Annotated in this window: 21 protein-coding genes; 3 read left to right on the top strand and 18 right to left on the bottom strand. The window is 58.4% G+C overall.

From position 1 onward, the window contains the following. Nucleotides 1-39 precede the first annotated feature (39 nt). The 16 genes from BGIM_RS0118900 to BGIM_RS0118820 form a co-directional block, all read right to left on the bottom strand. The gene (locus tag BGIM_RS0118900) at nt 40-669 is read right to left on the bottom strand and encodes a hypothetical protein (protein WP_020471298.1); all 630 of its coding nucleotides are present in this window, start codon (nt 667-669) and stop codon (nt 40-42) included. Continuing rightward, complete coding sequence (locus BGIM_RS0118895; protein ID WP_020471297.1) at nt 659-2,026, bottom strand: hypothetical protein; 1,368 nt, start codon at nt 2,024-2,026, stop codon at nt 659-661. The genes BGIM_RS0118900 and BGIM_RS0118895 overlap by 11 nt, the downstream gene beginning before the upstream one ends. Beyond that, a complete protein-coding gene (locus BGIM_RS0118890) occupies nt 2,023-2,799 on the bottom strand; it encodes a c-type cytochrome (RefSeq protein WP_020471296.1) in 777 nt (258 codons plus the stop codon). The genes BGIM_RS0118895 and BGIM_RS0118890 overlap by 4 nt, the downstream gene beginning before the upstream one ends. Continuing rightward, a complete protein-coding gene (locus BGIM_RS0118885) occupies nt 2,796-3,362 on the bottom strand; it encodes a DUF3341 domain-containing protein (RefSeq protein WP_020471295.1) in 567 nt (188 codons plus the stop codon). The genes BGIM_RS0118890 and BGIM_RS0118885 overlap by 4 nt, the downstream gene beginning before the upstream one ends. Next, entirely contained in the window at nt 3,359-4,789 is a 1,431-nt protein-coding gene (nrfD, locus tag BGIM_RS0118880) for an NrfD/PsrC family molybdoenzyme membrane anchor subunit (protein ID WP_040889453.1), read from the bottom strand. Before nrfD ends, BGIM_RS0118885 begins: the two co-directional genes overlap by 4 nt. A gap of 5 nt (nt 4,790-4,794) precedes the next feature. Continuing rightward, nucleotides 4,795-7,998, bottom strand: a complete 3,204-nt coding sequence (locus tag BGIM_RS0118875; RefSeq protein WP_020471293.1) for a TAT-variant-translocated molybdopterin oxidoreductase — start codon at nt 7,996-7,998, stop codon at nt 4,795-4,797. A gap of 20 nt (nt 7,999-8,018) precedes the next feature. After that, on the bottom strand, nt 8,019-8,732 hold the full coding sequence (locus BGIM_RS0118870; protein ID WP_020471292.1) for a cytochrome c3 family protein: 714 nt from the start codon (nt 8,730-8,732) through the stop codon (nt 8,019-8,021). A gap of 74 nt (nt 8,733-8,806) precedes the next feature. Beyond that, nucleotides 8,807-9,106 carry a hypothetical protein gene (locus BGIM_RS0118865; RefSeq protein ID WP_020471291.1) on the bottom strand — a complete coding sequence of 100 codons (300 nt, stop codon included), beginning with the start codon at nt 9,104-9,106 and terminating at the stop codon, nt 8,807-8,809. Nucleotides 9,107-9,464: 358 nt separating this feature from the next. Continuing rightward, entirely contained in the window at nt 9,465-9,836 is a 372-nt protein-coding gene (locus tag BGIM_RS0118855) for a hypothetical protein (protein ID WP_020471289.1), read from the bottom strand. Further along, nucleotides 9,833-10,093, bottom strand: coding sequence for a hypothetical protein (locus tag BGIM_RS51195; protein ID WP_020471288.1), 261 nt, complete (start codon nt 10,091-10,093; stop codon nt 9,833-9,835). Before BGIM_RS51195 ends, BGIM_RS0118855 begins: the two co-directional genes overlap by 4 nt. Nucleotides 10,094-10,162: 69 nt before the next feature. After that, the gene (locus tag BGIM_RS51190) at nt 10,163-10,573 is read right to left on the bottom strand and encodes a hypothetical protein (protein WP_020471287.1); all 411 of its coding nucleotides are present in this window, start codon (nt 10,571-10,573) and stop codon (nt 10,163-10,165) included. A gap of 192 nt (nt 10,574-10,765) precedes the next feature. Next, on the bottom strand, nt 10,766-11,347 hold the full coding sequence (locus tag BGIM_RS0118840) for a sigma-70 family RNA polymerase sigma factor (RefSeq protein ID WP_029630178.1): 582 nt from the start codon (nt 11,345-11,347) through the stop codon (nt 10,766-10,768). A gap of 79 nt (nt 11,348-11,426) precedes the next feature. Beyond that, nucleotides 11,427-12,641 carry an AmmeMemoRadiSam system protein B gene (gene amrB / locus BGIM_RS51185; protein WP_020471285.1) on the bottom strand — a complete coding sequence of 405 codons (1,215 nt, stop codon included), beginning with the start codon at nt 12,639-12,641 and terminating at the stop codon, nt 11,427-11,429. 219 nt (nt 12,642-12,860) lie between these two features. After that, on the bottom strand, nt 12,861-14,363 hold the full coding sequence (locus BGIM_RS0118830; RefSeq protein WP_020471284.1) for a VWA domain-containing protein: 1,503 nt from the start codon (nt 14,361-14,363) through the stop codon (nt 12,861-12,863). Nucleotides 14,364-14,403: 40 nt separating this feature from the next. Then, complete coding sequence (locus BGIM_RS0118825; RefSeq protein WP_020471283.1) at nt 14,404-15,651, bottom strand: hypothetical protein; 1,248 nt, start codon at nt 15,649-15,651, stop codon at nt 14,404-14,406. A 233-nt stretch (nt 15,652-15,884) separates the two neighbouring features. Beyond that, nucleotides 15,885-16,700 (bottom strand): MotA/TolQ/ExbB proton channel family protein, encoded by an 816-nt coding sequence (locus BGIM_RS0118820; RefSeq protein ID WP_020471282.1) that lies wholly within the window; start codon nt 16,698-16,700, stop codon nt 15,885-15,887. 204 nt (nt 16,701-16,904) lie between these two features. Between BGIM_RS0118820 and BGIM_RS0118815 the strand changes: the two genes are divergently transcribed. The 3 genes from BGIM_RS0118815 to BGIM_RS0118805 all read left to right on the top strand — a co-directional run bounded on the left by BGIM_RS0118815 (nt 16,905) and on the right by BGIM_RS0118805 (nt 20,398). Further along, nucleotides 16,905-18,143: an FG-GAP repeat domain-containing protein gene (locus BGIM_RS0118815; protein ID WP_020471281.1), complete on the top strand. Its 1,239-nt coding sequence runs from the start codon at nt 16,905-16,907 to the stop codon at nt 18,141-18,143. Between the two features lie 193 nt (nt 18,144-18,336). After that, a complete protein-coding gene (locus BGIM_RS0118810; protein ID WP_020471280.1) occupies nt 18,337-19,683 on the top strand; it encodes a DUF1501 domain-containing protein in 1,347 nt (448 codons plus the stop codon). Between the two features lie 166 nt (nt 19,684-19,849). Beyond that, complete coding sequence (locus tag BGIM_RS0118805) at nt 19,850-20,398, top strand: phosphonate degradation HD-domain oxygenase (protein WP_020471279.1); 549 nt, start codon at nt 19,850-19,852, stop codon at nt 20,396-20,398. Nucleotides 20,399-20,411: 13 nt separating this feature from the next. Here BGIM_RS0118805 and BGIM_RS0118800 read toward each other — a convergent pair whose 3' ends face one another. Next, nucleotides 20,412-20,657, bottom strand: coding sequence for a hypothetical protein (locus BGIM_RS0118800; protein WP_020471278.1), 246 nt, complete (start codon nt 20,655-20,657; stop codon nt 20,412-20,414). A gap of 14 nt (nt 20,658-20,671) precedes the next feature. After that, entirely contained in the window at nt 20,672-22,093 is a 1,422-nt protein-coding gene (locus tag BGIM_RS0118795; RefSeq protein ID WP_029630176.1) for a hypothetical protein, read from the bottom strand. Nucleotides 22,094-22,568 lie beyond the last annotated feature (475 nt).

Below are 22,568 nucleotides of genomic sequence, written 5' to 3'. Positions count from 1 at the left end.
ACAATTTCACGGGGGTCAATCGGGCGGTTTAAGGTCGCGTTACTTCTTCGTGGTCGGCTGGCCGCCGTTCGATTCCTTCGGCCTGTCCCAATCCGCGTTGATCGGCAGCGGCTTCGCGTTCGGTTGAACGCCCACCAACCCGCCGGTGATCAGGTCCATCGCCTTGTCCACGGGAATCTTGGTGAGGCCATCCTTCGATTTCGCGTAGCCGGTCAAACCGGGTTGACGGTCAGCCCGCAAATCTTCCGGGTGATATTCGGGGGAGTTCCCGGTCTTCTTCGGCAGGGCGGTCGTCCATTCACTGGTGACCAAAGGATTCTTCTTCTCCTTGTCATCCTCGCTGTACACGGGTTCTGTCACACGCACCCATTCCAATCGAGGAGCGTTGACATCAGCCTTCGGGTCTGTCGAAGAAATCCGGGCCATCCGCTCATTCAACGGGGCCTGACCTCGAGTGGCCGCTTCTTGGAACGTAGACGTTTCTTTGACAGCCGGGTCAAAGATGTTGTCAAAGATCAGCGTCGTGATAATGAAGGCACCGATGCCGGTGGCAATCACCGCAAACGGCACCATCAAAATCGGCTTCACCGAAAACTTGTCCGGCTCATAAGGGAGCTTGTGAGTCGGACCCTGAATCGTGAACTGCTCACTGTGCGCTTCAATGCCCATGATTGTAAGCCTCCAGAATGTACAGTTCCCGTGTCGGGAGCAGCGGCCGTTTGGCAAGCTGTCCGAGGTAATACCAGATCCACACGCCGCCGACGCCGAACCAAGCCGCAATGTCCATCAGCCAATACACGCTGAAGTTCTCGTGGATGAAGGTCGGGTTAATCCACCAGAACACGTCCGTGAAGCAGACAATCAGCAAACCGATACAAACCCATCGAAGCACCTTCGGATCCGACTTCACATGCCGGAACAGCAACAGCATGAACGGCACGAAGAAGTGGAACACCGTCATAATGATCGCGTAATACTGCCAGCCGTTCGTCGTGCGGCGGAGGTAATACGGGATTTCTTCCGGCAGGTTCCCGATCCAGATCAGCATGAACTGGGAGAAGTTGAAGTAGGTCCACGCCAGGGTGAACGCCAGCAACATGCTCCCCAAGTGAATCTGCTCGGTGGGCGGGAACAAATTCTCAAAGTGCGGATGCTTCTTCTCTTTCAGATACAAGAGCGTCAACATGCCCGAGGCATAGGTGATAATCGCGGCGTTGTCGAACACAATGACCGGGAACATCGACGACGCGAACGTCTTTTCAAGCGACATAATCCAGTCTGTGGAGATGAACGCCATCATCAGCGCGAAAATCACAATACCGACAGTTCCGGCATATTTCTGCCTGTTGCGGGCAATCCGGCCGGCTTCTTCATCGGGGCTGTTTTCCGCTTTCATCGCGTTGCTGAGAATCCAGAACATCGCCCCGCCGACGATCAAGAAATAAAGGACGCCACGAACGGCCGTGAACACCGGGTTCAAATACTCGGCGACCTTGCGGTCTTCGTCGATTTCCAAGTTCGGCTTCGTCACATTCTTGCGATGCCACGACCCCTCGGCTGCTTCCTTGTGGGCAGCCTTTTCTTCTTCCTTCTTGCCCTCGGTGGCGGCATGTTCGTGCTCGCCCGGATGATGTCCGGCCCACCAGTAAATAGAGGATTTCCCGGCGAACATCATTCCAATGACGGGAAGAAACAGCACGAAGCCAAAGGCCCACGTGCGCATGTGCGCTTCCATCGGCCGCCGCATCAGGATGCCCCAACGGCCGCCAGTCACGTAATGAATGGACTGGAAGAACAAACTTCCAAGGCTCATCGAGACCCAGAACAAGAAGCCCACCAAGTAGGCAATCATGAACTGCTGAACATCGGCTTGCCCGAGGCTGACGAGGGCTCCCCCGATCACGCCATAAGCAACGAAACCCGCAATTCCAATCAGCAGGGCTTTTGTCCGGGGACCGCTCAGGAGTTCGTGCCGGTATTCCGGGGTCTCCTGAAAAGCCGTCGTGTTTGCGGCGGCGTCACTCATTTCCGCTCCCCCAGTTCTTTCTCGACGTCCGCCCATTGCTTGTCGCTGAGCTTGAGCGCCCCGTCCTTGCCGGCGTTCTGGCTGATCATCAGGGACTTCACGTAGGCGGCAATGCGCCAGCGATCAGCCACAGGGATCTGCGAAGCGTGTTCGGGCATGCCGCCATAGCCCTTGGTGATGATTTCAAAAATGTATCCGACCGGCACATCCCGCAGGGCGAGAGGCTTGCCATCGGCCCCCTTCACGTCGTAGAACCCGAATCCGCGGGACCGCCCGTGTTTCGGATCTTTGGCGAGCAATTCGGGGTCATTCGTCAAATGATAGCTCGGCGGAGCCAGGTAGCCGCGTTCCCAGATCTTGCCCCGACCATCGCCCAGCGGGCTATGGCACGGCACACAGTAAATCTGGTAACGCTCCTGTCCGCGAACCACGTCTTCCTTCGCCAACTGGAAGGGAAACGCATCAACGAAATTCGATGTCTTGTTCGGAATCCCGGCCCCGCTCATGGCGTTGGCCACGCCGGGAACGGTCACGGTTTGCTGCTTCTTCCCCTCGGGGGTCAGGCCGGACACCAATGGATTATCGTCCAGCAGTTGCGCCCGGTGGACAGTCCCTTCCTCCAGCGGACGTGAAGAACGCTTGTCGGGAAAAAATTCCGTTTCCATCAACGGGCGATATTGCGGCGGGCTCGCCATCCGTTGCTGGCAGGCCGTCAGTGTCAGGAGGGCAGTCACAAAAGCCCCGTAACGAACCACTCGGTTGCTCGGTTTCACGCGGGCACCTCCGTCACGGACATCGGCGACAGAGTAGCCAGCAGGGCCTTCGTCGCCTCAAGGTCAAACTTCGGATCCGTTGCCTCGACGGACAGGAAAAACCGGTCTCGCGAGCATCGGGAGAAAATATTCGCATTGAACAACGGGTGGTGCGGTCGCGGCAGGCCGCAGATCGCAATCAAGCCAAACACACCACTGAGGGCGCATGTCAGAATGCCCCCTTCAAACGTAATCGGGATGAAGGACGGCCAGCTCTTGAGGAACTCGAACACGTCCAGCGACGCCCGGCCGCCGATGTTAATCGGATAGTCGATGGCGTTCGTCCACCATTGCATCAGGAACGCGCTGGTCGAGCCGACGAGGCCGCCGCAAAGCATAATCGTCGCCATTTCGGTTTTGATGAAACCGAGGGCGTCGGCAATTCCGGCGACCGCATACGGGGAGTACCCGTCGATCTTCGTGTATCCTTCGGCCCGGACCTTCTTGATGGCCTCAATGAGAGGATCGGGCCGGTCATATTCGGCCAGAAGACCGTAAATCTTCGGTTCGATGACATCACTCACGGGGGGCCCTCCGCAATCGAGTGGCCGTCTTGCCCGCCGGCACTCTTCGGCAACAGTTCACGCATTTCCGTGATCGAGATCATCGGCACGTACCGCACGAACAACATGAAGAAGGTAAAGAAGATCCCGAACGTCCCGATGTACAGCAACCAGTCCCACACCGTCGGGGCATAGCGGCCCCACATGGACGGCATGTATTCGCGGGTGAGCGTGATAACGATCACATACCGCTCGAACCACATGCCAATGAGGACGATCACACACACCACGAACAGGATGTACGGGTTCAACCGCCACGGGCGATACCACAAAACCTGCGGGGCGATGAAATTACAGAAAATCAGCGTCCAGTAACTCCAACCGTAGGGGCCGAAGAGCCGCTGCCACGTCGTGTCCGCCTCATACAGACTGTGGGAATACCAAGCCATCCAAACTTCGCAGAAGTAGCCGTAACTCACGAGCATCCCGGTGCCCAACATCACCTTGGCACAATTATCAATGTGCCAGTCCGTGATGAAGTCCTCAAGGCCGTACCACTTTCGCAGAGGCAAGGCGAGGAACAGCACCATCGCAAAGCCGGAGAAAATGGCCCCGATCACGAAGAACGGCGGGAAGATCGTCGCGTGCCACAGCGGCACGATGGACACGGCGAAGTCGAACGACACGATCGAGTGCACAGAGAACACGAGCGGCGTCGAGATACCGGCCAGGATCAAATACACCTTTTCGTACCGGCGCCAGTGATACGCCGATCCGCGCCAGCCAAGGGAGAGCATCCCGTAGGCCCAGCGCTGGATCTTGGTGGGCGCCGAATCTCGCAGCACCCCGAAGTCCGGGATGAGGCCGACATACCAGAAGATCACGGAGACCGTACCGTATGTGGTCACCGCGAACACGTCCCACGCCAGCGGGCTGCGGAACTGCGGATACATCGCGAAATTGTTCGGGAACGGAAACAACCAGTAAGCCAGCCACGGGCGGCCCATGTGAAGCAGGGGGAACACCCCGGCGCACATCACCGCAAAGATCGTCATGGCCTCGGCAAACCGGTTGATGCTTGTCCGCCACCGTTGATGGAGCAGCAGCAAAATCGCGGAGATCAGCGTGCCGGCGTGGCCGATGCCGATCCACCACACGAAGTTGATGATCGCAAAGCCCCAAGCCGTGGGGACGTTGATCCCCCACACGCCGGTGCCATAGGTGAGCAGGTAGGTGACCGCGACCAAAAAACCGGCCGCGAGTGTGAAACCTATTCCGAAGACAATGTACCAGTTCTTCGGGTGAGGCTTCACACATGTGGCGATGTCGCCGATCGCGTCGCAAACCGAGCCCATGCTGTGTTGCCCGCCGATGGCGACGGGCAACGGCTCGACGTGCGGCGGGGCCGACGAATGATGACCGTCATGTGCGAGAACGCCAGTTGCCATCGGAATCAAGCCCTCGGCATCTCGGGGTTGGGATTTCGGATCGCCGCGAGGTACGTGGTTCGCGGCAGCGTGTTCAATTCGGCAAGCAGGCCGTAGTTGTTCGACTGAGCCTTCTTCTGGTTGACCATGCTGTCCTTGATGGACAGATCGCCGAACGTGATGGCTCCCGACGGACAAGCGGCCTGGCAGGCGGTGACAACCTCACCGTCCTTGATGCCACGGAATTGTCGTTCGGCTTCAATCTCGGCCGAGCGAATCCGTTGGACGCAGTAGGTGCATTTTTCCATCACCCCCCGCTCCCGAACGGTCACCTCGGGGTTCCGCATGAGCTTGAGAGTGTCGGTCTTCCAATCCGCGAAGGTCAGGAAGTTGAACCGACGCACCTTATAGGGGCAGTTGTTGGAGCAATACCGCGTGCCGACACAGCGGTTGTACACCATGTCGTTCAGGCCGTCCGTGCTGTGAAGCGTCGCGGCCACCGGGCACACAACTTCACACGGAGCCTTTTCACACTGCTGACACGGAACCGGCTGGAAGTGAGCCACGAGATTCGCGGCATCGTTCGGGTCGGTCCCTTCGTAGTAGCGGTCCACCCGAATCCAGTGCATTTCGCGGCCTTTGGTGACCTGCGTTTTGCCCACAACCGGCACGTTGTTTTCGGCCTGACAGGCGATGAGGCACACGCTGCACCCGTTGCACTGCGTCAAGTCGATGGCCATCGCCCAACGGCGGCCTTCCTTGTTCGTCGGCGGGTACATGGTGAGCGGAATCGTCCGCTTGTCATGCACTTCGTGGTGTTCTTCCTTCTTCCCGGCTCCGCCTTCGGACTTCTTCTCGCCATGATCGTGATCGTGGCCGTGTTCTTCGTGTTTGTGTTCGTTACCGGGAAGAGTCTCGTCGATTTCTCTCCATTCGGGGGCGGCGATCGCGGCCACCTTGGCGAAATTCGGGTTCTCGCGGAACTCTTCCAAGTAAGCCGAACGGGCCGGCCGCCGACCTTCCATGCTGAAGTGCGACTGGGTGCAGGCGAGGATAAACTTCTCGCCTGTCGGTTTCAGTTCAGCACCGACGCTGATGTCCGGGCTTTCAGCGGAGCGAACCTTGAAGCCGTTGAAGCCCGTGTTGCCAATCTGCCCGGATCGTTCCCGGCCGCTGCCGAGATAGAGGGTGATCGAGTCATCAACGTGCATCGGCTGAATCCACACGGCGACGGTCAATTTCTTGCCGCCGATGGTGAGTTCACCAATGTCCACTTGGGCCTTGCCGTGTTCGCCGCCGCCGCTCCGCATGATGCCGACGGAGAAACCAAGATCAGCCGCCGTTTTGGGGCTAATGATCGCGGCGTTATCCCACGTCAACTTCGTGATCGGCCGAGGAAGTTCCTGCAACCAACCATTGTTGGCGAACCGGCCATCGAACAGATTCGGGTCGGCCCGGAGATTCAACTCGGTTCCCTTGCCGGGAGCCTTGTACGCCGGGATGGCCGTCGTGGCGGGCTTCTTCGCCACTGCCGGGAATTCGGATTTGGGGACCACGCCGTCTTGAAGGACGTGCTGCCACCAGATCGAGAAGTCCGGAGGCGTGCCCCCGTCCTTCGGCTGGTTTTGCCAGAACGTCTTCACGATCTCCATGCCGGTGACCAATGCGGCATTGGTCGTCAGCGAGGCGATCAACTCAAGGATCGAATGGCCGTTGAACAACGGGGCGATCAGCGGCTGGCTGATGCTGGCGGTGCCGTCGAATGCCCGGCCGTCGCCCCACGTTTCCAAGGCGTGAGCCTCGTTAAAGTGGTAGTCACAAAGGATCGCCGTCTCGTCCAGATGGCTTCCCATGTGGACCTTGAGCGGAACCTTCTTGAGGGCGCCGACAAAGTCGATGTCGGCCGGGGAGGAATAAACCGGGTTCACGCCGAGGATCAACACGGCATCAACCTTGCCGGCGGCCATTTCCTCGACAAGTTTCTTATAATCGGCGAGCTGATTGCTCGGCTTGGCTTCCACCGGCTTGGTGAGCTTCACCGTCGTGCCGATATTGCCAAGCGCCTCGTTGATATTGTGGACAATCGCGTGAACGGCGGCGGGCTGATGATCCCCTGCGATCACGATGCTCTTGCCCTTGTTCGCCTGCAAGTCCTTGACCAGCGGAGCCAGCCACTTCTTGGCGAGATCCGGCAGCGCGCCGCCTTCCCCGGCGTTCACGCCAAGTTCCTTGGCCAGCGCCCGGACGAACGATTCGATTTCCACAGACTTCATCGGCAGACGGTGATCGGCCACGGCCCCGGTCGGGGACAACGTCGATTCCACCGAGTACAGCCGGTTCATTTGATCGGCGGTCGGCGTGACCATCGCCGTGTGGCCGTCTTTGTCTTTGCCCGGCACAGCGGTCTTGCGAAGCGAGTTGAAGTCCTTCGCATAACGCACGCCACCGACAACACCACCTAAAAAGTCCGAATCCAGTGAAACGACCCGGAGGGCCTTCGTGAAGTCGTATACGGCGTTGACGTATTCACCGAAGGCAAGCTTGGAGCCTTCCCGTACGTTGTCCCGGTTCACAGGTTCGTACTGAACCCATTCAGCGGCTGGCGTGAACTGCTTGGCGAACGTGTCAATTGTCTGGGCCAAACTCGGCGAACCGACGGTCTCCGTCAGGATCCGCACTTTGGCGGTCTTCGGAAGTTTGCCCTTGAGCTGGCCAATGGCCGTGTCCCAAGTGATTTCGTCGCCAGTGCGGCCGTTGATGACCTGCCGGGAGCGGTCCGGATCGTACAGGTTCAGCAGGGAAGCCTGCATGAAAACGTCGGTCGAACCGAGGCTGCCGGGATGGCTCGGGTTCCCTTCGATCTTGATCGGCCGGCCTTCGCGGCTCTTGACCAAGATGCCGCTGGTCACGCCTTGCTGGGCGTGGCCGGTGGCGAAGAAGAGCGGCAGACCAGGAGTGATCTGTTCCGGCTGTTTCACATACGGATAGATCTTCTCACGCGACGCGGGGCGCGGCGAGCAGCCGATCCCGGCGAGGGCCACGGAGGCCCCCGAGAGCGTGAGGAAGGTTCGCCGACTCACGGGGTCGTTCCACGCCGTGGCGTCCTCCGGGAATTCCCGGTGGAGCATTTCGGTGAATTCAGGCGTGTTGGCGAAATGCTCGAGGCCTAGCCACAAGTCGTCGCCGCCGCCGGACTCAATCGGATTGTCAGAATCGGTTCTCAGGGCCATCGGTCCCTCATCACCTTGGGTTAGCGGTGGCAGATCGAACAACTGGTCAGCGTCAGGGCATTTCGCACGTGATTCTTATCCTTCATCAACTTCCCGAGTTCGGCTTGCGTGAACGGCTTGCCGGTTTCTGGGTTTTCCTTCTTGCCCGTCTCCGGGTTCACATAGTCGGCCGGCTTGAATGTCATGCTGGTGACCTCCGAGGCGGGCCGAAGATTCGGCTCCGGGTTTCGGTGGCACTTCAAGCACCATTCCATCAGCAGCGACTTGCTTTGATACATCAGCGGCATCTGATCAACCTGGCCGTGACACGACACGCAGCCGACGCCCTTGGCCACGTGAATCGAGTGATTGAAGTAGACATAGTCAGGCAGGTTATGAACCCGCTCCCACGGAACGGATTTGTTTTGCTTGTAGCTTTCACGGATCGGGTTGAGCATTTCAGCCCCGGCCCACATCTGCTGGTGGCAGTTCATGCAAGTCTTCGTCGGCGGGATGCCGGCAAAACTCGAAGATTCCACGGAAGTGTGGCAGTAGCGACAATCAATGCCCAACTGCCCGACGTGGTGCAGGTGGCTGAACGGCACGGGCTGATCGACCGTTTCGCCGCGGCCGGTGATATAGCCAGAGCGATAGATGATCGATCCGCCGAGAACCGACCCCATGAACAAGAGCGGCAGCCCGAACACCATGATTCGGGATACCGCGTTCATGCTGCGGTGAAATACCTGGGCCATCGATCAATTCCCCATACGGAGGGCGACAAACTCCCCGGCCGACCGGCAACCACCGGCACAACCGCGGGACCGGATTAAAAATCGAGAAACAAAACGTTGGTGAACTTCATGGAAAGCAAGGCGGCATGCGTCGTGATAATCGTCAGGGCAATCGCCCCCAGCGGATAGTAGAGGCCGCGTTCTTTGGTGCGAATGCCCAAGGCAATGCTGGTGAGCGCCATGACACCGGCGGCGCTGGACACGAGGAACCCGAAGGGGATCCACCAGAAGACCAGAAACGAAAAGAAGCTCATCCCGAACGAACCGACCGCCAACCCACGAATGATGTGGTGGACTTCGGTGGTTTCAATGAGAGCAGATTCTGGTCCCTTCATGAGCTTTGGCACTCCGTATCGTGTCGCATCGGCTGGGACGCTATTTTGATTCAAACCGCGAACGACTGACGGGGATAACCGTCTTTCTTCGGGCACCGAGGCCACTGAGTTAATGGAGAGTTAACTCGCACTCGGCGTGATCGAAGTCGTATTTTGGACGAACCTCCGGCGAAAGCTAGATGCACACGGCGAAAAAAACGGGAAAAGGCAAATCACCCGTCGGCACGTCAATTTGCCATCCCCACCGGTGGGAAACTTGAGGAGAAGATCTTTTCATTACTAAGAATGCCTTCGGCTTTTTTGTTGAATTGATAACGAACCAGACAGATCAAAAGAGGCTTGAAAAAGTGCGGTTTCATCAGGGGATTGTTTTGATTTCCACCAACCCGCCGGGCACCAGTTGCATTCGTAATTCGTGACCCGCGAGGAGACGCATCCCCAGCAACGGTTCATCGCCGATGGCATAGGCCGTCACCACTTGCTCGATCCCATCCCAGACGACGGCCACCGGGCAAACATCGTATTGGCAAATTGAGCCATCCGCGAGATATGAAACACCCGCCGACAAGGTTGGAAGGCCTAGTATCGACACCAAGGCCGGAGGCAGGGTCAGAGAGGCATTGAAGCCGGTGTCGATGACGGCATCCACGTCAAACTCCAAACCGTTGGCGCCTTTCACATGGAGGCTGACAACCGCCTCCCCGCGAGTGTTTACGGTTCCGCGTATCATCGGTGTAAACCAAAGCGGCAAGTGCCCTTCTGCCCGGCTCGCAACAAGAGGACTTGGGCCGCCGGACATCGGGCCAAGAGGCGCTTGATCGCGGCGTAATCGTCCAAGTCGATTTCATAATCTTCCGAATCGACATCAATGGCCACGAATTTGCCATCGTCTTCCGGCTGCAATCGTGATCGCACCGTTCGATCAAATGCCTCTTGGCCGAGTCTGACAAGTTCATCTGTCGGGTGGCGTTGTTCGGTGACGGCCATAATACTCTTTCTCGTCGGGTCATCAAACGTGTTTCATCGTACCAACTGTAAGCCTATCGTTGCAATCGTTCATGCGTTTTCCTCGCCAACCGCCCCGCCCTCTTCTTCCGGTTCTATTGCCGTCTCCACCGTCCCGGTGATCTGCGAAAAAATCTCCTCCATCTGCCGGACGGCCCCGCTCAAGGAAATGGAAGCCATCTCGAAATTGGTGTGGGCCGACACGCGGGAATATTCGCGGGCGAACAGGTCGGCCCCCTTGCGGAGTTTACCCAACTTGCCCTTGAGACGCCGGAGATACGTCGGGAAGTCCTTGCGAAGATAGGCGGGTTCGGCAGCCCGAATCGAATCGTACAACAGCCGGGGAATTTCGATGAGCTGTTCGTCCTCCGTGACTTCGTCCGCGTGTTTCAGAAACGTGCGGATCATCCACAGATGGGCCAAGACAGTTTGGAGACGATCAACGGCTTCGGAGGGAGTCATTTGGGGAAACCACCTATAAAACGAAGAGTTCACGCAAAGATCGCAAAGCACCGCAAAGATCGCATAAGTGATTTTGAATGGTTTAAGTTTCTCTTCCCCGCGTGGAAGACAGATTTAAACCATTCTTCGACTCTTATGCGATCTTTGCAGTGCTTTGCGATCTTTGCGTGAACTCTTCTCTTATTCGTTCTCTCAGCCGTTCAATTCCTTCCGCAACTTGCGGATGGCTTTGTACTTTTCGTCACTGATGCGTTCGACGGTGGTGTTCATGTCCGTCGCAATCTCGGGAACGGTCCAGCCGTCGCGAGTCAGTTGCAGGATGCGCTGCTGCCGCTGACTAAGCACTTTCCCGGAGGCAAGTTCCAGTTCTTCCTGGATCTCGTTTCGGGATGAATCCGGAGTCATGCGCCGGTCTGGCACTTCGTCCGAAAGGATTTGGTACTTTTTGGCCCGTTGGGTTCGCTTCTTCACGGCATCAATGGCGCGGATAAACTCCCGGCGGTCGTCGCTTTCCAGTTTCAGGAGTTGCGGCCACTTCTCGGCTTCCACCGTTTGAAGCAAGCGGATCAGCACCTCTTGGGTGCAGTCCGACCAGCTATCCGGGTGGAGCCGGGCATTGCGCCAGCAAACCTGACAATAACGGGAAATATCGTGAACCGCATCGGGGGCCGGTTGGCTGGCCATTGCTTCCCCGGCCATTGCCGAGAGAGCCGTGCCCATGACCACCGCCGCCATCAATCGCCGCGAACCGCCGGGAGACATTAACTGTTTCATTGCCGCTCCGTCGAATCGAGGGATGTCACACCAAAGATTATACGGACGCGGGGTGAAATCTTTCTCGCTCGAAAGCTTCTCAGTCGAAAGCGACGGCCGCGAAACTCACACTCTCAATCCCTTCCGGCTGAATATACCGGCCGTAATGGAGGAGTTTCCCACGCTTCGGCTTGGCCGCCTCCAAGGTGAGATACGTCGGCGGCAGCCCGCAGATCCGGCGGCTGTCCTCCTCGGCCGCGATCACGCCGAAATAGCCATCCGTGTCTGCGGCGGCCACGAATTGCATCAACCGGTCGTCCTGCTTCTTGCTCTCCTTAAGTTGTTCATCACTCAGCAGATCCGGATCTTCAAACTTCGGCCCGATGTGGGCGAGATCCCCGCTGATAACGTAACAGACCTTCTCCCCGGCCTCAGCCTCGGCCAATTTCAGGGCCGAGATCATTCGGGCGATATCGGCTTGGTCGCGCGGGTTGGTCCGCTTGCCGACACAATCGAAGTAAGACCCGGTCAGCAAGGGCACGATGCGGAACGGGCGTTTTCCATCAAACACATATTGGAGCATCGCCACTTCGAGTTCAATCGAATGTTCCGGCACGTGCGCATATGGATCATCAAAAAGGCCGGGGCCATAGTGTTTGGCGATCCGGTCCACATACGCCTGATCGGTGGGTACTTTCCCGAAGCTCGTGGCAAAATTCTGACGACTGAGCGAGAATCGATACCCGGAATAATGGGATGTGCCGATAATGACGAATAGAGAGGCATCCGTTCGTTCGACCAATTCCTTGAAACCCCAACCGTAGGTGACGCCCCCGCGAAGATAGTCCATGTGCGGGACCAGCACCGCCCGAACGGCCCCATCGGTGGCGACCCGGCAACCCGGTTCTCCCGGCAATCCCGGCCCGCCGGTGTTGGTGAAGAGCTTCTTCAACTGCTTGCGGGCCTTTTCAGGGTCCGCATCGTAGACACCGACGCATGTGGGGGGTCTGTCCGGCGTGTTCAGCTTTTCCCGCAATCTCGGGGTGTCGAGCAGATAATCCAGATCCAGCCCGCGAACCAGATTCACCAGCGTTTCCATGGGGACCGGCTCCCCCTCGAACATCTTGGCGGTCTCTTCGCGGATCTGCTTGAGATTCTTTCGGCCATCGAACAACGTGATGAGTTCAAACATCGCATGGGAGATTTCGATGGCATCCCCGAGGCGGTACTGATCGACGATCACCACGGTGTCCGGTTTGTCCCCGGCGACGGCCTTGAGGCCCGGCCGCAGTTTGGGAATGTCGAGTTCCGTCATTCAATCGCTCCGAGGGTCAGTGAATCTTCCGGATTCCCTTGAGCGAATTATCCCGAATGCGACAGAAGCGGCCAGACTTGAAACTTGGAACCAAGAGAAGACCAACCACAAAGGCATAAAGGTCACACGAAGTTTCACCAAGAAGACGAAGAGATTCTGCTTTCTTCTTGGTGAAACTTCGTGTGATTTTTGTGCCTTTGTGGTTAATGCTTTCAATCTCTATGGGCGAGACATCCCCACAAAACTCCCGTCGTTCTCGCGGGAGAGGGACCAGAGGAAGGCGCCAACGTCCGGAGATTCGTAGAAGAAGCCGACGGAGTTGATTCTCACCCGCTGCTTCTGGGCATCCGGTTTGTTCCATTCCGTGAGCAGAACCCGGCGGACATGGCGGGAGAGAATATTCGTGCGGTCGGTGTCCGAAATACCCTGCCGTTCTTGGGCGGCCGTCAGCCCCGGCCCGGAGGTGGGAAGACCGTCTGAAATCAGGTACAGGGTGTCGAGGCCCTTTGCCCGGAACCGGAAAGCCTCTTCCAACCCGGTGTACATGTTCGTATCCCCGGTCGGCTTCACATTGCTCATGGCCGTCCGGATTTGTTCGATGCTTTTGGTCTTGTCGTACTTGATCCAGTCCGTCTCGCTCAGGAGGAACGAGGCTTTGCTGGAAAACATAATCACTTGAAAATGTTCGATGTCCGGCAACGAGACCAGCAGCTTGCAGACCGTGTCCCGGACGGTCGGCCATTTGGTCGGCTCCAGCGTGTTTTCGTCCACGCGGTCCATGCTGCCGGACATGTCCACCAAGAAGACGACATTCTTCCCCGTGAGGGCGATCCCGGCGAATTTGTTGTCGCTCTCGATCCGCAGTTGGTTCACCTTGTCCGCGAGTTTGGCCTTCGTTCCTTGAAGGTCCACGATGGTCACATTCGCTTCGTCGAGTTGCGTCTTCTGGGCCTTGAGCGTGAGTTCCAAGGCATCAAGTTTGGCCTGCAGTTTTGTGGCATCCGTGGCCGTGCGGCTCATGGCGTCCAGTCGCGTTTCCGAGGCTTTTAGCTTGCTCTCGGCATCCGTCCGCATCTTGTCTTTGTCCCGCACCAGCGTTTCCAACTCGCTCGCCTGCTTCTTCGCGGCATCGAGTTGTTTGTTGATCGTCTCCATTTCGCCGCGTTTTTTCGCCAATTCCGCGTCGGTGGCGGTTAGTTTGCTGTTCAAGCCTTTAAGGGTCTTGTCGAGATCGTCGGCCTTGGCGAGCGCGAGCTTCAGGTCATTCTTGGTTTTAGCCAGTTCCTGTTCGATCAGGGCGAGATTCTTCGCGTTCTTGTTTCGGTCGTCCGTCACCAACGCAAGATCTTTGGCGTTTTTGTCCCGCTCGCCGACCATGAGGGCCAGTTCGGTGGCGGTCTTGTCCCTCTCGCCCCGCACCAAGGCAATCGACTTGGCGAGGTCGTCCCGCTCCGAACGGGCCAACGCCAGCAAAGATTTCGTGGAATTGAGTTCGGCGAGCAGTCGCTCCGCATCCGCAAGTCGGAGGGCTGATTGCTTCTTTGTTTCTTCCAATTCTTCACGGGTTTGCATCAGCGACGAATTGGCGTTTAACGCCTCGTCCGAGGTGATGCCCGCCTCGCGGGTTTTGAGCAACCACAGGAGCGTGACACACCCCAGAGCGCAGCAGAAAACATCCAACATCCACATGCTGACGAGCGTTGGCGGCTTGTGACGACGCATCAAATCATCCTGTCTGGAGCTACGGCAAGCTGGTGACGACTCAAAGAATCATGTTCTTGTTGTGAACGCCCGAATTCGGGGGCGGGGCTTTCGGCAACAGCCGGGGGTCTTGGCGGTGGGGCAAGACGATTACCGTGTCGAGGTGGGTGCGGGGGAGTTCCGCAGCATCCCACCGTTCGTTCAGGTTGGCGACGGCGGCGGCGGTCGCCTCTGGGTGCAGCACGCGGACACTGGTGCGTTCCGTCATGTGCTGGTGCAGGGTGGCGGCCAGGCCCGGCATTCGGCCGGCGTCGTGCGTCAGCCAGACGGTTTCCGGCGGTTCGTTGTCGGTGGCGGTCAGCAGCAGATTCTTGATTTCCTCGGCTGCCTGCCGGGCAAGCGGGGCACAGAACGCATCAAGATCGGCCGGTGCGTGGATCAAATCTTGGAACCAATTCGCCGAACGCACGTTGATGGAAACCCGTTGGCCGGTGCGGGCGCGGTCGATGGTTTCCTCCAGTTGGTCGAACAGCATTTGCTCGGTGTCCGCGTTGTCGCGGGGGTCTCGGCGGCACAACCGCACGCAGCGGTCGGCCAGCGTGTCGAGCAATCGTTCCCGCCAAATCTTGGAGCCAAGCCGGGGGAAGGAAGCCGTCGCCAGCATTCGCACTTCCGCTTCGGCGATGCGAACCACGCTGGCCGTCAGGGCATGATCGTCCACATCAATGATGAGCACGGACGTGGCGCCAAACGCCCGGTGGATGCCGGAACCGTCCCCGGATTCGTCGGGTCTCGGGGCGTTCAAGAAATGCGTCGCCCGTTCGGCGGCCAAGGCCAATGGTGTGCAAGCCGTGCCGCGAATGCGGAGTTTTAGTTTCTCGGCGATGATGAGCAACCGGGTGACTTGCGGCACACTCAGATAGGAAGGCAACGCGAGAGAAAGACCACTGTTGGTTGAGGTCGCTTTGGCCAGTCGCTCAAGGGCCAGAGAAACGAGGCCGTCTGCGTTATAGGTTTGTCGGGCGTGTTTCCACTCGAAGACTTGACCAAGTTGCGGAAGATAATTGACGCACATTGTGTGCGGCAGTTTTCGACTCACCGCCAGCGCGGCCCGGCCGACATCCGGCGTGCGTTTCTCCAAGCTGATGGCCAACGGCAGATCAATGTGCGGGTCTTCAAGCAAAAAGAGCTTGTTCCGCGAAGCCCGGCCGTAGGTCGCCCGCACCCGACCGGCGTTGAGGTCAGCCCCCAAGGCGCCGCGATCATCGTTCCCGTCGGCCGGTTTTCGGGACCAGTTCACCCAAGCCATGCGATCATCCTTCGTTGGTCAATCGTTGTTGCCCGGCCACCTCACCCCCCGACCCCCTCTCCTGACAGAGAGGGGGAGCAAGTGGGATGAAATTTCTTCCAGTAGGTCAGCCTTTCTGGGCTGACGGACCTGTCAGCCTAGAAAGGCTGACCTACGTTCCGGAAGCTTCCCCACACTTGCTCCCCCTCTCTGTCAGGAGAGGGGGTCGGGGGGTGAGGTGGCCTTTGAATCCCTCAACCTCGCTCCGCCGCCGCATACGCCGGTTCCGGTTCCGGGTCGTAAAGCCGCAGCAAGAGATTTTCCTGGCAATACTGCTGCGCGTCAATGATTAACATTTCTTCGGCCCGCGTGACGACGTGCAACAGGTACATTAGCGCGACGCTCAGAGCCAGCGCGACGAACGTACAGTCGAAGGCAATGCCGAGTTGATCGGTCACCTGTTGAATGAAGTCCGGGTCTTTCTGGTTGCCCGCCTTGGTCATGCCTCCCGCGAGGCCGCGGACGGTTCCGAGGAAGCCGATGGCGGGGATGGCCCATGCCAGATAAGAGATCATCCCCATGCTGGTGACGAGGCGATTTTGCTCCACATCGGCCTGCGTACGAACCACTTCGCCGACATCCGGGGCCTTGCGGCTGACCGCGAATTTGGTGAGGGCCATCGAGATCATTTTCGCCAGAATATACGGCCGATTCTTCGTGGTCGCCTCGACTTTGCGGGCGAGCGGCCGGGCATCTTCGGGGAGGATTCTCGCCCCTTCGTCCGTGGGGAGCAAATCGAGTTGGAAGGCAACCCGTTGCCGCCAGACTTCGCGGTAACGGTTCAAGAGCATGAATCCGGCCCACACGAAGCAAAGATAGCAGGCGATTTGTTCCGGCCCGAGGAACAGTTTGGCAATCCGGCGAGGCGTCCATCTTGCCCAATATTCAGCAGTGTTTTCCTGCGGGTTGGCCCACATCCACAATGGCACGGTCACCCCGCCGACGATGACTAGCGAGAGAAACAACCACAGCCATTCGCGGTGCGGTTTTTGGGACGGAGCAATCGTCATCGACATTTCCTATGCGAAGCCCCGGCCAGTCGGGAGGGCGAGGGTTGGCGAGCTTGAAAAAAATTCAATCGCTTCATTGTTGTTCACCGGTCAAGCCCAGGCAAGCGGGGTTTTGCGGTTACACCCGATTGTAATGGCCCGGCCTGAAACTTGTGGTAAACTTGTCGTTTTCCGCATAACCCGCTCAATCAGGAAAACAGGATCATGCGAGTGCTTCTCTCCTTGTTCTTCGCCGTTGGCCCGCTCATCTTGCCGGTGTTCGGGGCTGAGTTTCCGCAATTCAAGATGCAGGAAATCGCCACAGATCTTTCTGTGGGTTATGCCGTCATCGCCGCCGACATCAACGGGGACAAAAAGCCGGATCTCGTCGTCGTGGACACCAAACGGGTGGTCTGGTACGAAAACCCGACCTGGAAAATGCACACGATCATCACCGGCAAAACGAAGCCGGACAATGTCTGCGTGGCCGCCCTCGACATCGACGGCGATGGCCAGCTTGATTTGGTGCTTGGCGCCGACTGGAAGCCCTTCAACACCAAAGAAGGGGGCACGCTGCAATGGCTCAAGCGGGGCAAGACGCTCGATGAAGAATGGAGCATCCACCCCATCGCCGAGGAACCGACCGTCCACCGCGTCCGCGTCGCGGACATCGACGGCGACGGCAAACCGGAGATCATCCTCGCCCCGCTGATGGGCCGCGATTCCACCAAAGAAAAGAACTGGGTCGACGGCCGCCCGGTGCGGATTCTGGCCTTTCCGATTCCGAAAGACCCGGTGGCAGGGCCGTGGAAGCCAATTGTGTTGTCGGAATCGCTGAACGTGGTTCACAACATTTGGCCAGTGACAACCTCGGAAGGAAAAAAGAGGATTTACGCCGTTAGCTACGATGGTGTGCATCTGATTAGTCAGCGTGATAACGCCTGGCAAACGACCAAGTTTGGTCTCGGCAACCAAGACACTCCCAATGGCAGCCGGGGAGCCAGCGAGATCAAACTTGGCCAGTTGAGCCCCCGGCCATTCGTCGCCACTGTCGAGCCGTGGCATGGCAATCAAGTGGTGACCTACACACCGCCGCAATTCATTGAAGAACCGATTCGAGGAAAAACCCCGCCTTGGGACCGCCATGTCATCGACGATCATCTCCGCTGGGGCCACGGCGTCTGGTGCGCCGATCTCGACGGCGACGGTGCGGATGAGCTCATCATCGGCGTCCGCGACAACCCGGCCAAGGGGGACAAGTTCACCGAAAAATGCGGCGTGCGGATCTATAAGGCGACCGACAAAATCGGGGCCAAATGGGACCGTCTCATGCTCGACGATGGCGGCATCGCCACCGAAGACCTGATCGTCACTGACCTCGACGGCGACGGCAAACCGGACATCGTGGCCGTCGGCCGGGCGACGCACAATGCCCGGATCTACTGGAATCAGGGGAAAAAGTGATCTGAATTGGGGATGCGGAATGACGAACATCCCCCCGGAGGGGTAATTTCCGTTCCGTATCCTCAATTTGGCCAACTCTTCCTTTACACACCCTCTGACGCGCGGTAGTATCCCTTCACCTCCCCAAACGCGCCCAGCACCCTGCCCCGCCTGCCGAATCCCGCCACATTTTGTTTCGCGTGGAGATTTCTTGATGTCCGTCCCGCCGAATCCCGGCCAATATCGGCCTTCCCGTCGCGGTTTCCTGCAAATCGGTTCGCTGGGCATGGCCGGGTTGGCCCTGCCGCAGTTGCTCAAGGCCGAGGCTTCCGCAGGGGTGACATCCTCCAAGAAATCGATCATCCTGATTTACCTCACCGGCGGGCCGCCGCATCAGGACATGTTCGACCTGAAACCGGACGCCCCCAAGGAAATCGCCGGGCCGTGGAAGCCGATGGCGACGAATGTCCCCGGCATCCAGATTTGCGAGGCGTTTCCCAAAATCGCCCGCAACATGGACAAGTTCACCATCATCCGGTCGCTGGTCGGCAATCAGGTCGATCACGACGCGATTCAGGTGTACAACGGCCACGATCCGCGCAAACCAAAACCATTGGGAGGCTGGCCGCAATTCGGCTCCGTCGTTTCCCGGGTGCAAGGGAGCGCCGACCCGGCCATCCCGCCGTTCGTGAGCCTGTGTTACGCCAGCCCGCACGGACCCTACAACGAACCCGGCCCCGGCTTTCTCGGCACATCACACGCCCCCTTCCGGCCAACAGGTCCGGCGAAAGACGACATGACCCTTCGGGGCGTGACCGTGAATCAGTTCGCCGATCGCAAGACGCTGTTGCGTGGCTTCGACACGATGCGAAAGGAAGTCGACACCGGCGACCTGACCACCGGGATGGATTCTTTCCATCAACAAGCATTTGGCTTGCTCACCTCGTCCCGGCTCGCGGAAGCGCTGGACCTCTCCAAAGAACCGGAGAAAGTGGTCCAACGCTACGGAGTGGGCAACCCGAAGATCATCATTGACAACGACGGTTCTCCCCGCGTGCCGCAAAGCATGTTGATGGCCCGCCGGTTGATCGAGGCCGGCGCCCGGGTTGTCACGCTCAACTACAGCAAGTGGGACTGGCACGGCGGCAAGGGAAATGAAATCTTCAAACGCGAGGCCGAAGATTTTCCCCTGTTCGACAAGTGCGTGAGCGCCCTCGTTGAAGACCTGCACCTTCGCGGCATGGATCAAGATTGCACGGTCGCGGTGCTGGGGGAATTCGGCCGGACGCCGAAGATCAATGCCCAAGTCGGCCGGGACCACTGGCCCCAGGTGAACTGTGTGCTGCTCGCCGGGGGCGGCATGAAAACCGGCCAGGTGATCGGCTCAACCGACCGCATCGCGGGCGAGGCCGCCAGCCGCCCGGTGACGTTCGGCGAACTGCACGCCACGCTGTACAAGAATCTCGGCATCGACGCCAACCACACGACCATCACCGACCTGAACGGACGACCGCATTATCTGGTCGAAGAGAATTCCGAACCGATTCGTGAACTGGCGTAATTTCTTTCAACCGATCCCGGTTGAAGTGTCTATCGGCTCCTCATGCCTGGCGTAGGGAGCCGTTCAAACCAAAACTTCACAATCCAATCGCGGCTGCTTCCCATAATTCCAAAACAAACGGGCGGTTTCAAACCGTCCTTCTGTTGTGAAGGGAGCGTTACGCCACATGACCGTCATCGATCAACTGTTTGCCCTGTTCGCCGAGAAGGGAAGCGGGGCCTATTTCGGCGAGGATGTCACCGAGACCGCCCACGCCCTCCAATGTGCCCGGTTGGCCGAGGAAGCCGGCGCGGATGATGCCTTGGTGGCCGCCGCCCTGTTGCATGATGTGGGCCATCTTCTGCACGGAATGTCCGAAAATATTGCCAAAGAGGGTCTCGACGGACAACACGAGGACGCCGGGGCCGAGTGGTTGCAAAAACATTTTGGCCCGGCCATCGTCGATCCCGTTCGGTTACATGTCGCGGCCAAAAGATACTTGTGCGCCGTCGAACCCGGTTATCACGACGACCTCTCGCCCGCCTCCCAACTCAGCCTGCGTTTGCAAGGCGGTCCGTTCACGCCCGAGGAAGCCAAGGTGTTTGAAGCCGAACCGTGGTATCAATCGGCGGTGGCCGTGAGACGATGGGACGACGAGGCCAAAATTCCCGGTTTGCTGGTTCCCGATCTGGAACATTACCGGCCAAAACTGGAAGCGGCGTTGTTGGCCCGCTGACATCATCGTCACGTCAAGATTCGGATTCAACCCACACACCGACCGCGAAGCCGATCAATCCGCCGACTCCGGCGGCCAAGTGTTGGTCAACCGACGACGGCGTGAGCAAACAGGCCATGAGGCCGGCCAGAATTCCCGGCACGGCAAACACAACTGCCGTTAACATCACGCGGACTTCAAGCGGCGGGTTCCTCCATCCGCCAAATGCGGGGGTTTCCTCCGGCATTTCAAGCGAAAAATCGTCGTCTGAAAGAGGCATGATATCCTCCGTGCCTACGTTTTCCGGCCATTCTCCACCCGACGCATCGGAAGCCCGTGCCGGTTTTTCTCGAAGTAACATATTTCCACCAATGTGGGCCAAAGTTCGATCGATCCCTTGATGACGTCAATCACGTCGTCCACGATGCGCAGCAAGTTCTGCTGGAAGAAGTCCGGCTCGAAGCCGTAAAAAGCCTTGTGCAAATTGGCTGCGAACAGCCGAAGGGAGGCGGTGCGTTCGGGAGAGGTCGCCCGGCCGGCCGCCTCCAGCGCCCGGCGGTGCATCGCGGATACTTTGTCCAGACTTTGCCGGGCGTCTTCCTCCGTGACTTCGCCGGCATAGTCGAATTCGATGGTCAGGGCGTCCACCCGTGTCAGCGAATCCTTGATCTTCCGCTTGAGCAAGTTGGCCACCTCTTCGTTGAAGATCTCGGAGGCCACCGGATTTCGCATGTAGTTCGATTTCGTGTGGTTCTGGGCGGCATTCACATGGGCCGCCGCGATCCCCGGTTGCCGGATCCAAAGCCGGTAAATGTAATCCTCGAACCGCAACCGGGTCGGGAAGAAGGGGGGCAGGCCGAAGGTGTTGTCGTAACCGGCGACGCCGCAATCCATGCGCCAGTTCAGCTTGGTGACCGCCGGGCGGAAATTGGCCAGCACATAGAGCTCGTTCAACTCATCCGGGTCAACCTGATCGTCGTTCGTCAGGAACAAGTCGGCGTAATCGAGGGCGTCGATGTCGTTCGTCCCGGATCGGAAGGTCTGGGCGATCTTCACCACCGCGTCGGGCGGGATGGTTCCGTCCCGAAGCAACAACGAGTTCTCGCGGCTGACGCCGTTGGTCGCATTGGTTTCCAAGTCCATCGCCGTATCCGTCAGCAATTCGCCAGACTCGTAGTTCGCCGGAATCTCCGACACCGGCTTCCCAAGGACATCGAGGAAAGAACCAAAGATGTCGAACGACTTGCGCACAAGATCGTCACTGTCGGCCCGATGAAGCCGGCCCCGGCTGATTTCCCCGTCCCCGAGCGATTCCCGGTGGGATTCGAGCAGGGCATACGGGCGCATGTCGTCGTCCGAACTCACCATCAATCCGCCCAAGGTGTGCATGAGAGTGAAGTTCCGGTTACCGCCGTAGCTTGGGCGGAATAGGTTTTTCACCAGGCCGTTGAGCCGCTTGTCCCGCAATCGGCCGCTGAGGTAATTGGTGAATTGCTCCTTCTCCTTCGGGCCGACGTAATGGATCGGGGCATGGGTTCGTGTTTGTTCAAGGAACGGATAATACTTTTCCTCGGCGACCGGGCTGGAATCATCGAACACGATGATCTTCGGCGAGTGGCCATTGCGCCAAAAATGCTCGTCGTATTGCTCCACGGTCTCCCCCACGTCCCGCAGGCGGTATGTGGGGATGACAAAATAAGTCTCTTGCGGTTGCATCGAACGCTCCACGGGGGCGAGGCAAACCGGCATTTGGCCGGGAATCGCCCCCATGACCTGTTACCCAAAGCAATGGCCATGCCCGAAGAACCGGATGGCGTTTGATGCGGCAAAACATGCGGTTTTTGGCTCAAAAAATGGAACGGGGCGGATGGTGTTCATGCAAATCGCCAGAACGAGATTGCATCTTGCCCGATGAATGCTGACAGGCTTACCAACAATTTTTCGCCGTGCCGCAGAGCCTTTTCTCATTTTTTCATCGTCGATTCCTCGCCTTCAACCTGACCGACAAAGCCGGTTTTGCCGATTCCCTTCCATGATCCGCGACTGAGGGTCGTGCTTCTGTCGCGGATCATGCGGGATCGATGGCGGACGGATTCCCGAACATTTCTTATTCGGCGCAGAATCCCCCTCAGTCGTTGGCCAAATTACCACGACAGGAGTTGTAGTGCGCTTTGGATCAGGCTTGACATGC

The sequence above is a fragment of the Zavarzinella formosa DSM 19928 genome (assembly GCF_000255705.1).
Lineage (GTDB): Bacteria > Planctomycetota > Planctomycetia > Gemmatales > Gemmataceae > Zavarzinella > Zavarzinella formosa.
This window is presented reverse-complemented; position numbering and strand designations above follow the sequence as displayed.